At 61.0% G+C, this 13,504-nt stretch carries 14 protein-coding genes; 8 read left to right on the forward strand and 6 right to left on the reverse strand.

The features are described from left to right. Positions 1-24 precede the first annotated feature (24 nt). From lacA to VXJ24_RS09380, 5 genes are all read left to right on the forward strand, one after another. Positions 25-453, forward strand: a complete 429-nt coding sequence (gene lacA, locus VXJ24_RS09360; RefSeq protein WP_059056121.1) for a galactose-6-phosphate isomerase subunit LacA — start codon at positions 25-27, stop codon at positions 451-453. A 58-nt stretch (positions 454-511) separates the two neighbouring features. Then, on the forward strand, positions 512-1,030 hold the full coding sequence (lacB, locus tag VXJ24_RS09365) for a galactose-6-phosphate isomerase subunit LacB (RefSeq protein WP_059056119.1): 519 nt from the start codon (positions 512-514) through the stop codon (positions 1,028-1,030). Between the two features lie 57 nt (positions 1,031-1,087). Next, a complete protein-coding gene (locus VXJ24_RS09370) occupies positions 1,088-1,957 on the forward strand; it encodes an aldose 1-epimerase family protein (RefSeq protein ID WP_330972656.1) in 870 nt (289 codons plus the stop codon). Between the two features lie 139 nt (positions 1,958-2,096). After that, complete coding sequence (locus tag VXJ24_RS09375; protein ID WP_330972657.1) at positions 2,097-2,948, forward strand: class II fructose-bisphosphate aldolase; 852 nt, start codon at positions 2,097-2,099, stop codon at positions 2,946-2,948. Between the two features lie 9 nt (positions 2,949-2,957). After that, positions 2,958-3,896, forward strand: a complete 939-nt coding sequence (locus VXJ24_RS09380) for a hexose kinase (protein WP_059056113.1) — start codon at positions 2,958-2,960, stop codon at positions 3,894-3,896. A gap of 428 nt (positions 3,897-4,324) precedes the next feature. Here the strand turns inward: VXJ24_RS09380 and VXJ24_RS09385 are convergent, their stop codons facing one another. After that, on the reverse strand, positions 4,325-5,323 hold the full coding sequence (locus VXJ24_RS09385; protein WP_330972658.1) for a LacI family DNA-binding transcriptional regulator: 999 nt from the start codon (positions 5,321-5,323) through the stop codon (positions 4,325-4,327). 290 nt (positions 5,324-5,613) lie between these two features. On the opposite strand from VXJ24_RS09385, the gene VXJ24_RS09390 reads away from it, so the two are divergent. From VXJ24_RS09390 to VXJ24_RS09400, 3 genes are all read left to right on the forward strand, one after another. Further along, entirely contained in the window at positions 5,614-7,371 is a 1,758-nt protein-coding gene (locus tag VXJ24_RS09390; RefSeq protein ID WP_330972659.1) for a PTS lactose transporter subunit IIBC, read from the forward strand. A gap of 114 nt (positions 7,372-7,485) precedes the next feature. Continuing rightward, positions 7,486-8,901, forward strand: a complete 1,416-nt coding sequence (gene lacG, locus VXJ24_RS09395) for a 6-phospho-beta-galactosidase (protein WP_330972660.1) — start codon at positions 7,486-7,488, stop codon at positions 8,899-8,901. A gap of 500 nt (positions 8,902-9,401) precedes the next feature. Further along, a complete protein-coding gene (locus VXJ24_RS09400; protein ID WP_330972661.1) occupies positions 9,402-9,797 on the forward strand; it encodes a homocysteine S-methyltransferase family protein in 396 nt (131 codons plus the stop codon). Between the two features lie 2 nt (positions 9,798-9,799). Here the strand turns inward: VXJ24_RS09400 and VXJ24_RS09405 are convergent, their stop codons facing one another. From VXJ24_RS09405 to VXJ24_RS09425, 5 genes are all read right to left on the reverse strand, one after another. Continuing rightward, on the reverse strand, positions 9,800-10,159 hold the full coding sequence (locus tag VXJ24_RS09405) for an IS3 family transposase (protein ID WP_330972662.1): 360 nt from the start codon (positions 10,157-10,159) through the stop codon (positions 9,800-9,802). Next, on the reverse strand, positions 10,062-10,430 hold the full coding sequence (locus VXJ24_RS09410) for a tyrosine-type recombinase/integrase (protein WP_330972663.1): 369 nt from the start codon (positions 10,428-10,430) through the stop codon (positions 10,062-10,064). The genes VXJ24_RS09405 and VXJ24_RS09410 overlap by 98 nt, the downstream gene beginning before the upstream one ends. Before the next feature lie 82 nt (positions 10,431-10,512). Further along, a complete protein-coding gene (istB, locus tag VXJ24_RS09415) occupies positions 10,513-11,280 on the reverse strand; it encodes an IS21-like element helper ATPase IstB (protein WP_330972664.1) in 768 nt (255 codons plus the stop codon). Then, positions 11,255-12,745 (reverse strand): IS21 family transposase, encoded by a 1,491-nt coding sequence (gene istA / locus VXJ24_RS09420; RefSeq protein ID WP_330972665.1) that lies wholly within the window; start codon positions 12,743-12,745, stop codon positions 11,255-11,257. The genes istB and istA overlap by 26 nt, the downstream gene beginning before the upstream one ends. A gap of 164 nt (positions 12,746-12,909) precedes the next feature. Then, positions 12,910-13,504: tyrosine-type recombinase/integrase (locus VXJ24_RS09425; protein ID WP_330972666.1), on the reverse strand; the 595-nt coding region annotated here is incomplete at its 5' end.

Consider the following 13,504-nt stretch of genomic DNA (forward strand, 5'->3'; position numbering starts at 1 on the left):
TTGTCGAATTTCCAAGGAGGAAGCATGAGAGTCGTTATTGGTTCCGACGCGGAGGGCATGTCCCTCAAGAACATCGTCAAGGAAGCCCTCGTTGAGGACGGCCATGAGGTCGTCGATCTCTCCGTCGAGCCCGCTGCCGATTTCGTAGATTCCGCGCTCGCCGTGGCGGCGGACGTCCAAGCCAACGACGGGACGCTCGGGTTCTGCTTCGACGGATACGGTGTGGGCAGCTACATGGTCTGCACCCGCGTAAAGGGTATGGTCTGCGCGAACATTTCCGACGAGCGCAGCGCGTACATGACCCGCGAACACAACAACTCCCGCATTGTCTGCATGGGCCCGAACGTCGTGGGCTCTGAGGTCGCCAAGAAGATTGCCCGTGAGTTCCTCGCGGCAGACTACGCCGGCGGTCGCCACCAGGTTCGTGTCGACATGCTCAACAAGCTCGCTTAATAAGACATAAGGACAACCCCCCCTGTCTTATACGAGAAATGATATAAGGAGATAAATTATGATCATCGCGCTTGGCTGCGACCACATCGTTACTGACGAAAAGACCTATCTGCACGACCGCCTCGAGGAGGCAGGATACGAGGTCCTCGACGTTGGAACCTACAGCCACACACGTACGCATTACCCGATTTATGGCAAGGCCGTTGGCGAGGCCGTTGCTTCCGGACGTGCTGACCTCGGTGTAGCTTTGTGCGGCACGGGCATTGGCATCACTAACGCAGTGAACAAGGTCCCCGGTGCCCGCTGTGCGCTTGTCCGTGACATGACTTCTGCGCTCTACGCCCGCCGCTGCCTCAATGCCAACGTCGTCGGGTTCGGTGGAAAGATCACCGGGGAGTTCCTCATGGCTGACATTATGCTTGCCTTCCTAAAGGAAAGCTACGAGAAGACGCCGGAGCACGATGCGCTTGTGGCGAAGATCGATGCCGTGAACAAGGCCGACGCCGCCGCTCAGGCCGACCCCCACTATCTCGATGAGTTCATCGAGAAGTGGAACCAGGGCTACTACCACGATTAACAGCGACGTGGGGCGCCCGCTTTGTGTGGCGAGGCACCCCGCTCGAGGAGGCGCGGCATGCAGACCATAATTGAGAACAAGTACCTGAGCGTTGGCGTGACGACCGCAGGTGGGACGCTCACCTCGATAAAAAGAGACGGGCGTGAGTACCTTTGGCAGCCCAATCCCGAAATCTGGACGGGCCAGGCCCCCATTTGCTTCCCCATCTGCGGCGGTCTGCGCGAAGGCAAGGCCGTGACGGAGTCCGGAAAACAGATTGAGCTCCCTCGCCATGGGTTTGCACGTAAGATGGAGTTCGAGCCGCTTAACGCCTCTGAAGAAAAAGTCGAGCTGCGACTTTGCTCAAATTCCGAGACCCTAGCCAAGTATCCCTTCGATTTTGAGCTTGTTGCACGCTATGAACTCGAAGGGCAATCTTTACGCATTACCTATGCGGTCACAAATACAGGCCTCGAGTCGATGCCTTTCTTCATAGGCGGGCACCCGGCGTTTCGTTGTCCAATTATGCCGGGCGAGAGATACACAGATTACTCCGTGCGCTTTGAGAAGCCTGAGGGGGATGTGTGCCGAGCTGTGCCCTCGACGGGCCTGATCGACGTCGAGAATCGCGACCCGGCGCCGCAGGACGGACTCGAACTGTGCCTTTCTCACCAGCTGTTTGACTTTGCCGAGACAATATACGATCGTCTCAAGAGTCGTGAGGTTGTACTCGAGGGATTAAGCGGTCACGGCGTTAAGGTTAAGTTCCCGGACTTTGACTACCTGGTCGTATGGAGCAAGCCGGCTGGAGACTTTGTCGCGCTTGAGCCGTGGGGCGGACTTTCGACATGCTCAGATGAGGACGATGTTTTTGAGCACAAACGCGGATGTATCGTGGCGGCTCCCGGCCAGACAGTTGAGCGCAGCTTCACGGTTCAGCCATTCTAGGTTGCATATTCGCTATATCTGAACAAACGTCCTGTTAAAGCATTTGTTCTGATGCTTGGCGGGAAGTAAACGAAATTATCCTGTATGTCCAGATGACACATGTGTTCTGGGCATGCCATACCAAAAAAAGGAGAACCAAATGCTCGTCACCACCAAGGAGATGCTGCTCGACGCCCAGGCGGGGCACTACGCCGTCGGCGCCTTCAACGTCGAGAGCCTCGAGTTCGTCATGGCCGTCATCAAGGCCGCCGAGGACAAGAAGAGCCCGGTCATCATGCAGACCACCCCGGGCACCGTCAAGTACGCCAACCTCGACTACTTCGCCGCCATGTGCAAGGTGGCCGCCGACGCCGCGAGCGTCCCCGTGGCCATCCACCTCGACCACGGCGACGGCTTCGACCGCTGCGTCCAGGCCATGCACGCCGGCTACACCTCCGTCATGATCGACGGCTCCCACGTGCCGTTCGAGGACAACATCGCGCTGACCGCGAGCGTGACCAAGGTCGCGGCGCCCCTGGGCATCCCCGTCGAGGCCGAGCTCGGCAAGGTCGGCGGCAAGGAGGACGACGGCCCGGCGGTCGAGGGCGAGAACCCCTACACCGACCCGGACGAGGCCGAGGAGTTCGTCGCGCGCACCGGCTGCGGCTCGCTGGCCGTCGGCGTGGGCACCGCCCACGGCGTCTACAAGGGCACTCCGCACATCGAGCAGGGCGTCCTGAAGGAGATCCGCTCCCGCCTCGAGATCCCGCTGGTGCTCCACGGCACCTCCGGCGTGCCCGACGACCAGGTCGCCGAGGCCATCCGCAACGGCATCTGCAAGGTCAACTACGCCACCGAGCTGCGCCAGGCCTTCACCAAGGGCTTCATGGGCTACATGGCCGACAACCCCGGCTGCTTCGACCCGAAGAAGCCCAGCAAGCCCGGCATGCAGGAGATCTACGACGTCGTGGCCTCCCACATGGACAACCTCGGCTCCACCAACAAGGCCTAGGTGCCCGCGATGATCCTCACCGTCACCATGAACCCGTCGATCGACACGGCCTACCCGCTCGCGGGGCCCCTCAAGGTCGACGACGTGAACCGCGTCGAGCCCATCAAGACCGCGGGCGGCAAGGGGCTCAACGTCTCGCGCGTGCTCGGGCAGCTCGGCGACGACGTGCTCGCCACCGGCCTGCTGGGTGGGCGCATGGGCGACTTCATCGCCGACCGCCTCGACGAGTGCGGGGTCGCCCACGACTTCGCGCGCATCGCCGGCGAGAGCCGCGTCTGCGTCGCGGTGCTCCACGAGGGCAACCAGACCGAGTTCCTCGAGGCGGGACCCGAGGTCTCCGGCGACGAGCTCGCCGGCTTCGGGGAGAAGTTCCGCGGCCTCGCGGGGCGCGCCGACGTCGTGACGATGTCGGGCAGCCTGCCGCGCGGCGTGGACGCCGGCTACTACGCCGAGCTCGCGGGCGTCGCCGCCGGCGCGGGGGCCAAGGTGCTCCTCGACACCTCGGGCGCCTCGCTCGACGCCGCGCTCGCGGCGAAGGCCAAGCCCTACCTCGTGAAGCCCAACCTCACCGAGCTCGGCGGCCTCCTCGGGCGCGAGTTCTCGCCCGAGCGCCTGGACGAGGTCCGGGACGCCGTCGCCTCCGACGAGCGCTTCGCCGGCGTCGAGTGGGTCGTCGTCTCGATGGGCGCCGCCGGCTCGGCGGCCTTCCACCAGGGCCGCGCCTGGCGCGTCCGCGCGCCGCGCATCGAGTGCGTGAACGCCACCGGCTCGGGCGACTCGACGATCGCGGGCTTCGCCCACGGCATCGCCGCCGGCGCCGACCCCGCCGAGGTCCTGCGCCTGGGCAACACCTGCGGCACGCTGAACGCCATGGACCCCGCCACCGGCCACCTGCCGATGGACCGCTGGGACGACGTCTACTCGGCTGTCGAGGTCGAGCAAGTCTAATGTGTCGCGGTTGCACTAGTGAATAGGAATAGGCGTCTCTCGCTGGGCGAGCTTCCGGCGAGAGACGCCTATCATTGATAGAGCGGCGCTTTATGTTGGGCCGCCGCGATGTGTCGCAGCCGATTCATACGCCTTTTCCGTACATCTTCTGGCGCGATGTCCGCGTCATCTGTTCTCGTGATGGCATTCCTCGCGGTGTACGCGAGGGAGAAAAAACCGGGGTTCTTGAGTCGTTTCCATGGTCCTGGATTAATGATGGCGGAGGGGCCGATGCGCGCTTACGCCGTTCGCAAACCAGACGTCAATCTCACGATTGTTTATCGCCGTCGTCGGATATAGGGCTGATCGTTTTGAAATCACTCGGCTCCGCTATTCTTGTCCCCCTAACGAAGAAGGCCCACTATCGTTTCATCTTTGTGGTTTTGCTCCTATGATCTGGGCCGTATGCTGCCTCGCTCGATGAGCGCGCCAGGGATGAGAATGCGGTGCTTCTCATCAGAAGCGTCGAGGACCTCTTCGAAGGCCCTTGCGCCGAGTTTCTGATGGTCGAAGCGGATGGAGGAGAGGATTGTGTGCGGAACAGAGTCTGTGAGCGAGTCATCGAACCCGATGATGCTCACGTCGTCTGGCACTCTGCGTCCGGCATCATTCAGTGCCTGCATCGCGCCGTTCGCCATGTTATCGTTGCACGCCAGAATCGCCGTGCACATCTGATCTTGGGCAAGAATTGCGCCCGCCTCATACCCTGAGTCAGCGCTCCAATCCCCGTGCAGGGGGTCCGCAGCAGCAAGTCCCGCCTCGTCGAGCGCGAGACGCCAGCCGCGCTCGCGGTTTTTGCTCGCGAGCGAGTCCGACGGTCCCGCAATAAAGCGAATATGCCGATGCCCGAGCTCGATTAGTCGTCTGCAGGCCGCTCTTGCTGCGCCTTCCTGATCGTCCGAGACTGTTGAGCAGGTCGCGTGTTCAAAAGGCGTGATAATCACAGTCCTTAGGCCGACGGGAGAGCGATATTCTGCGAAATCGTCGACCATCTGAGCCAGATTGAAGATCATGCCATCAACTGGCAGTTGGCCCATCCTGCGGGCCGCCTCGCTCAAAGGGAGCTCCTCTTTGCTCATGCGCTTGATTAGTGTAATCGCATAGCCTTGATCTGCTGCAGCAGAAGCAATGCCGTTGAGCACGCTGAGGTTCCCGCCAAAGAGGTCGAAGATAACAAGACCTATGGACTTATAGGCGCCGAGCTTGAGCGATCGGGCGGCGTAGTTGGTGCGGAATCCGAGTCGTTCCATAGCCTCATTGACTGCATTGCGGGTTGCGGGCCGGACAGTATCGGGCTCATTGACCACGCGCGAGACGGTTTTTAACGAGACCCCGGCCTCGTGGGCGACATCCACCATCGACACTCCTCGGCGCTCATGTGGTGCCATTCAAACTCCTTCGAACAATAATGAACAAAACCGCTCACCGGTAATTCAATGCCACTCGGGTGAGTGACTCAACTTCGGCTCGATATTCCCGCAGGAAATGCCTATTATTGTCACCAAGTCGAATGACAACGTTGTCATTTACAAAAACGCACAACTATACGTTCGAATTCGATTAGTCGAGGGCCACCGGGCGGTCCGAGGCGGGCCATCCCCACCGGGCGGGGAAGGCTGTTTCGTAAAGCGTTTCTTCCTGGCACAAATAAAGAACAAGACCACTGCAAAGGAGCGCCATGGACGCAATCATCAAGCTGCTCGAGAAGCAGCAGCCCCTCTTTGAGAAGATTGGTAGAAACCCCTACCTCCAGGCGATTAAGGATGGATTCCTCGGCTGCATGCCCATCGTCCTCACCTCGTCAATTTTTCTTCTCATCGCTACCTTGCCGAGCGTCGTTGGCATAGCGCTGCCCCAACCGCTGATCGATTGGTGCAACAAGCTTTACAACTTCACTATGGGCGTTATGGGCATCATGTGCGCTGGTACTACTGCCAAGAACTTTACCGCCTCGATGAATCGCAAGATGCCGGACGGCAAGGTCCTGAACGACGGTTCCACCATGATCGCGGCCCAGTGCTCGATGCTGCTGCTCGCCGTCACGCAGTTCCCCGTCATGCTCGACGGCTCGGAGGTCAGCGTCTTTGACTGCACTTCTATGGGCACTCGCGGTTTGTATTCTGCCTTCATCGCCGCGTTCATTACCGTTGGCGTGTACAAGTTCTGCGTTAGCCGTGACCTCACCATTAAGTTGCCCAAAGAGGTCCCCGGCGCCATCGCCCAGAACTTCCGCGACATCATCCCCTTCGCTGGTTCGGTCGTTATCTGCGCGCTCATCGACGTCGCTATCCGTGCAATCGCCGGCGTGCCTTTCTCCGAGATTCTGATTAAGCTGCTTTCGCCGCTTTTCACTGCCGCCGAGACTTATCCCGGTCTGATCATCATCCAGTTCTTCACCGCGTTCTTCTGGTTCATCGGTATCCATGGCCCCTCGATTGTCCAGCCGGCCATCGACCCTATCCGCCTCGCCAACCAGGCAGAGAACCTTCAGGTGCTCATGGCCGGCGGTCACCCTGCGCACTCCCTGTGCTTCAACCTCTCCCTCGTCGGTGAGTTCGGTGGCACCGGCGCCACGTTCATCGTTCCTCTTCTGCTCATCCTCTTCATGAAGTCGAAGCAGCTCAAGGCGGTTGGTAAGGCCTCTATTGTTCCTGTCGCTTTCGCCGTCAACGAGCCGCTGCTTTTCGGCGCCCCGATGATTCTAAACCCCTATATGTTCATACCCTTTACGCTTGCAGGCTGCGTCAACGTGTGCCTTGCCAAGTTCTTCATCGACGATGTGGGCATGAACGGCTTCAGCTTTGTTGTGCCTTGGGCCACGCCTGCCCCGATCGGCATCTTCATCTCTACCGGCTTCCAGCTCATATCGCTGCTCTTTGTTGCTGCGCTTTTGATAGTCGATGCCGTCATCTACATGCCGTTCCTTAAGGCATACGATAAGATGCTCTGCGATCAGGAGGCCGAGCGTGCGGGCGAACTCGAGGCAGAGGGTGACGGTTCCGCCGCAATTTCTGCGCCCGTTGTGGCCGAAGCGTCTGTTTCCACGCCGGCTACGGATGCCGAGCCTGTTTCCGTGCCTGCCGTCACAGAGCCCGCTGGTGACGCAAAGAAGTCCGTCGACGGCTTGAAGGTTCTCGTGCTCTGCGCCGGCGCCGGTACCTCCGCGATGCTTGCCAACGCCATCAAGGAGGGAGCCGCAGCCACGGGCGAGAACATTGCCTCCGCTGCCGGTGCCTATGGCCAGCACACCGCAATCATGAACCAATACGACGTCATTGTGCTTGCTCCGCAGGTCCGTAGCTACTATGAGGATATGAAGGCTGATACTGACCGTCTGGGCATTAAGCTTCTTGCGCCTCGTGGTCAGGAATACATCAAACTCACCCGCGATCCCGAGGGTGCCATCAAATGGCTCCGTCAGAACATGGCAGAGTAGCGAAGCAGCCCTCCTTCCCTTGCCGTCGGGCGTACCTTCCCTTTGCGCCCGGCGGCACATCTCTTGCATAGAAGCGCGGGGCGATGCCTCGCGATCATGTCGAAAGGATTGAACATGAGCAGACAGTTCCCTGAGGGTTTCGTCTACGGCGGCGCTACCGCCGCCTATCAGGTCGAGGGTGAGACCCGCACTCACGGTAAGGGCAAAGTGCCTTGGGACGACTTCCTCGCCGCGCAGGGGCGTTTTTCTCCCGATCCGGCAAGCGACTTCTATAACAGGTATCCTGTCGACCTGGAGCTTTGTCAGCGCTTTGGCGTGAACGGCATCCGCGTCTCAATTGCCTGGACGCGTATCTTCCCTGCAGGGACTGGCGCGCTTAATCAGGAGGGTGTGGACTTCTACCACGCGCTCTTTGCCGAATGCGAGCGCCGCGGTGTCGTGCCCTACGTCACGCTCGATCACTTCGACACTCCCGAAGCGTTCTATGAGAACGGCGGCGAAGGTTTCCTCACCCGCTCTACCATCGATGCCTTCGTCGATTATGCGACCTTCTGCTTTGGCGAGTTCACTGAGGTTAAACACTGGTTCACCTTTAACGAGATCCCGGCAACCGCTGAGGGCAGTTTCATCGTGGGCAACTGGCCCCATGGCGAGAAGTATCGCTTGGACAAGGCGTTCCAGCTCATGCACAACATGATGGTGGCTCACGCCCGCGCCGTCGTCGCTTTCCACGACGGTGGTTATGAGGGCGAGATTGGCATCGTGCAGAACCTTGAGCCTAAGTATCCTCTCGATCCGAACTCCGCTGCCGATGCTGAGGCCGCTCGAATGGCTGACGTTATCAACAACCGCTGGGTGCTCGATGCCACGTTCCGCGGACACTACGCTCCCGATACGCTTGAGGCGGCCACGAGGCTCGCGCACATCGCGGGAGGCGAACTCGATATCCGCGATGAGGACATCGAAGCTCTGACCGCGGCTCTGCCGTACTGCGACTGCCTCGGCGTGAACACCTACAAGTGCCAGTTCCTGCGCGCCGCCGAAGGCGAGAACGACATTCACCACAACGGCACGGGCGACAAGGGCTCAAGCCGCTGGTTCCTCAAGGGCGTTGGCGAGTCCTGTGTGCGCGAAGGCGTCCCAACGACTGACTGGGATTGGATCATCTATCCCGAGGGCCTCTACGATCTCCTCATGCGAATTAAGAACGACTACCCCAACTACAAGAAAATCTATGTGACCGAGAACGGCATGGGGTACAAGGACGACTTCGAGGACGGTTTCATCGACGATGCCCCGCGCATTGACTATCTGCGCCAGCATCTCACCTGGATTCATCGCGCCATCGAGGGCGGCGTAAACGTTGCGGGCTACTTTGTTTGGTCGCTTCAGGACCAGTTCAGCTGGACCAACGGCTACAATAAGCGCTACGGCCTGTTCTACGTTGATTTCGAGACCCAGAAGCGCTACCCGAAGGCTAGCGCGTACTGGTTCAAGAACCTCGCCGAGACCGGCAAGCTCGAGTCGTAAGACTTAGGTTTTATCGGACAATTGCGCCGCGACGGGTTTCAGCCCGTCGCGGCGCAATTTGATATGCGCGATTATTATTCGGGAATTGCGGACGAGATGGCAATCGCCCTGAGGAATGTGTATGCGCATTCTGATGAACTCGTGTATTGCCATGGGTTCTGGATTGCTTTCACAACCAGACAGCCGCGCCGGGTCCTTTCCTAGGCATATTGTCTCCCTCTTTTCGGGAGCTAGCTTATTTGAGACTCTGCTTCGTGTGAGTTCTAAAGTTGCCGGGGGTTTGCTCTGCATTTTATTGCTTGAGATCCCTTAACTTGCTTTACTGAAGAATTATCTCTTATAACGCCGGTAACATACTGATCTGAACGATAACGTGGGGAGAAGCGCATGGCAAACGCAAAGAAGCTCGGCTGCACCTGGCCCGAGGCCCGCCTGGAGCCGCGGCGCCTGCGCGTGGCCGACGACTATCTGCGGGCGTCCTCGACGGAAAGAACTTCCTTGTGTTCGACGGCGCCATGGGCACGCAGCTGCAGGCGCGCGGCCTTGCCGCCGGCGAGCTGCCGGAGCTTCTGTGCCTTACCAACCCCGGCGAGATCTCCGAGGTTCACGCCGCCTATGTCGCCGCCGGCGCGGACGTCGTGACCACGAACACCTTCGGCGCGAACCGCGATAAGCTCGGCGACGCCGCGACGGTGGAGCAGATCTTCGACGCCGCCGTCTCGTGCGCACGCGCCTCGGGGGGGCGCTACGTCGCCGCCGACATCGGCCCGTCGGGGCAGCTCCTCGAGCCTATGGGGACCCTTCCCTTTGACGAGGCGTACGCGCTCTTCGCCGAGCAGGCGCGGGCCGCGACCGTGAACTGCGCCCCAAATCCTGGACGCCCTAATAGAGACTGAGCCTAGGCGGCCTGGTTCCGGAACTCCTCCGGGGTCAGGCCGTCGAGCGCCTTCTGGCGCCTGCGGGTGTTCCAGAAGATTATATATGCCTCGAGGTCTGCCTTGAACGTCTCGAACGTGCCCCAGTCATGCCCGCGGAAGAGCTCGTCCTTCATATGGCCGAACAGGCCCTCTAATGCGCTGGATGCGATTATGTGCCGAGTGGGTGCCGGACGGCAGGCGGAGGGGCCCGGCCATCCGGCGCCCAGCACATAATGCATCGCGCTACAGGGATTCGAGGAAGCTGAGGATGTCCCCCTGGGCTCTGTAGCGCCTGCAGCCGGATTCCTGCCGGCTGTCCGGATGCACCCTCGCCAGCGCATCTTCCTTCCTGGACATGCTTGCGACCATGTATCTGTGCGTCGTCTGCACGCTCTCATGCCCCAGCCATATGGCGATCGTCGAGAGGTCGACTCCGGATTCCAGCATGGCCATCGCGCAGGAATGGCGGAACACGTGGGGCGTGATCCGCTTTCCGGCGAGGGCAGGATGGAGCTCCGACGCCCGGCGAACGGCTGCATCGATCCGCGACCTTGCGCCCGACCTGCTCAGATGCTCGACATTCCTCTGTGTTTCGTCAACCTCTCGTTTCACAAAACAGCATCCGTTCGTTTCACACGTCAGCGTGAAGATTCTTCACGCACGAGCGTCGCCCTGGCACCAATCCTTTCTTCTCCTACAACTCCCCGCGCATGAGCGCGTGTTTGACCCTGTACGACTCCCTGTCGTAGGTGACGAGCCTGCCGTGGTGGACGATGCGGTCCATCATCGCCTTGGCCATGTCGTCGTCGGCAAAGATCTCGCCCCATCTGGAGAACTCGATGTTGGTGGTGAGGATGAGCGCGATCCGCTCGTAGCACATCGACACCACCCGGAACAGAAGCCTTGCCCCGTCGGGATCGGTGGGAAGGTACCCCCACTCGTCCAGGATGATGAGGTCGCACCTGCCGAGCCTCCTGAGCGCGTCCTGTGTCGTCCCCTCCTTATTCGCACGCCTCAGCTCGCTTACCAGCTCCGCCGTCGGCCAGAACGCGACTTTTCTGCCCTCGCCGCAGGCGAGCAGCCCCAAGGCTATCGCGGTATGGGTCTTGCCATTGCCCGATCCTCCGAAGAGCACCAGGTCCTCGTGGGCGTCGATGAAGGCAAGCGAGAGCATGTCGTCCCTCGTGAAGCCGCGGGGAAACGCGATTCCCGACCATTCGAAGCCATCGAAGCCCTTCTGCGAGGGAAAGTTCGCCTGCCGCTTGAGCCGCGCTATCCGGCTTTGGTGCCTGAGCGCGTACTCCCTTGCGAGCGCATCCTCGAAGAACGCAAACTGCCCATCGGTGGCCGTCTCGGCCACGTAGCGCATCGTCGCCTTCGACAGCAGGATGGAGCCACCCTCGCGCTCGGCGCGCTTCAGCCTCTCGTAGCGTGCATCAACCTTCTGCGGCAGCCTGGCCATCCCGATCGCCTCCCCTGAGCATGAAGCCGTCGTAGTCGGCGAGCCTGGTGCCCAGCTCGCGCGCTGCCTTGGCCCTGGTGCCTTGCGCGCGGATCCTGGCGCAGCACATCTCGACATCGGCGGGGCGCATCTTGCTGGTGGCCCGCAGCGCCTCGGAGAACGCCTGGGCGGTGATCCCCATGCCATAGGCTTGTGCGAGCCTAGAGATCACCTTGACCTGGCCTTTCAGCTCGTCGGTCGCCATGGAGCCGAAGGCGTCCCTCACATCCTCGTCGAACAGCGCGCATACGCTGGACTGCATGAAGGCGCGTGTCTTCATCGAAAGCGGTTCGAGCAGTGCCAGCGGGTCCTCGTCGGAGGTGAAGAGCTTGCCGGAGCGCCTGCGGTAGGTCCTTAGCGGCGTCCCGTCAGGGGAGTCTATCTCCACCGTGAAGGCGCGCACGCCCACCGTGAGCGAAACACATGCGAGTGAGGGTGACGCCAGATAGCGATGGCAGCCGTCCAAGGTGATCCTTCCGTAGCCGTCGGTCGTGCACGACGCCCACTTGACGACGTCGAAGGGCTTTTTCGGAAGAGGCAGGAGATGCGCCTTGTCAACCTGGAAGAGGGTGGCCCAGCTGAGTCCCTTCTCGTAGTGGAGCTGCTCTTCGGAATGGGCGTCAAGCGTCTCGGCAAGCCCTCGGTTGTAGTCTTGAAGGTCGTCCACCTCGGGCACGGGCACGAAGAAGTTCCTCCTGGTGTAGCCGACCTTGCCCTCGACGTTTCCCTTCTCCTTGCCGGCGTTCGGGTTGCAGAAGCGGGCCGTGAAGCCGTAGTGCAGCCTGAGCCGGCGGAAGAGGTCGGACTCCACGATCACGTCGCGCCACCTCCTCCCGGCCTCGGTGGCGTTGTCGAGCACGATGACGGGGGGAACGCCCCCGATGCGCTCGAAGCAGTCCTTGAGCCCCTGGCAGACACAGACGTCCTTCTCGTCCGCGAAGACCTCGCACACCTCATGGTTGGAGTACGGGAAGGACATCGGCAGGTAGTGCATCCTTGTCCTGCCGCCGCCGAAGGCATAATCGAAGTCGGCCTGCCCGAAGTCGACCTGCATGGTGCCCGGGTCCCATCCGAGCCTCACCGACTCGCCCCTCGGCCCCTTGGAGCGAATCTCCTTCATGTAGCGCTGCACCGTGGAGTAGCTGCCACTAAAGCCATGCTCCGCGCACAGCCTCTTGAAGACGCGCTTGGCCGTGTGGCGCTGCTTGTGGTAGCAGTGGCGGTCCTCCTCGAGCATCTCGCCGATGAAGGCCTTGTAGGGATCGAGCTTGCTCGGGTGCTCCGAGGCCTTGGGCCTTTGGGGCGAGAAGTCGTCTTCCTGAGCGTACTTCCTGATCGTTGGGTACGACACTCCGAGGGTCTCCTTCACCTCCGTCGGCGTATAGCCATCCGCGAGCATGTCGCGTATCCTCTCTATCTGGGACATGTCCAGCATCTTCCTTTCCTGCCTCTCGATCCGTGGGTTGGATTCTGCGAATCGAGCATGGCAATGTGTGCGGTGCCAGGACGTGTCCCTCTTGCTTATCTGTGAAACTTTTTCATGCTCACGAGTGAAAAGCCGCTCTGCTTTTTTGTGCAATTAGGAGGCTATCAAACACAATTCCTCCCGGGGAAGACGAAGCTGTCGGCTCCGAGCTGCCTCTCCTCGGCGAATGCCGTGACCTCGCCGGCAACCTCTGGCCAAAGGGGCAGCGTGCGCTCCTTGCGCCCCTTTCCCGCAAGATGCACCGAGAGCCTGCCCCCGCGCCTCTCGAAGCTGCGCATCCTGAGGGCGACGGCCTCGCTTATCCTCGCTCCCGTGCTGAAGAGCAGCGACAGCAGGAGATGGTCCTCCTGCCCGCGCCGCGAGGCGGCATCGCATGCATCGAGGAGCCAGCCGACCTCCTCCTGCGTCAGATAGCCGACCTCGCGCCTCTTCTCCGTGCGGCGGGGGATGTCCGAGATCCGCTTCATCCCGGCAAGCCGCTCCGGAGCCCTGTATGCCGCATATGAGCAGAACGCCTTTATGGCCGCGAGCCTGCAGTTCACGGTCTGCGCCGAATTGCCGCGCCTCTCGGCGAGGTGCAGCAGGAATTCCTCGACGTTCTCTGCCGTGAGGTCGTCCATGCCCACCTCCGATGCATCTGTGCCCCTCTCGTCGCGGAACCATCTGAGCATGAGCGAGAACGCATCGCGGTAGGAGGCG

Origin of the sequence: Olsenella kribbiana, from assembly GCF_036408795.1 — a bacterium.
In the GTDB taxonomy this organism is placed as follows: Bacteria; Actinomycetota; Coriobacteriia; order Coriobacteriales; family Atopobiaceae; genus Olsenella_L; species Olsenella_L kribbiana.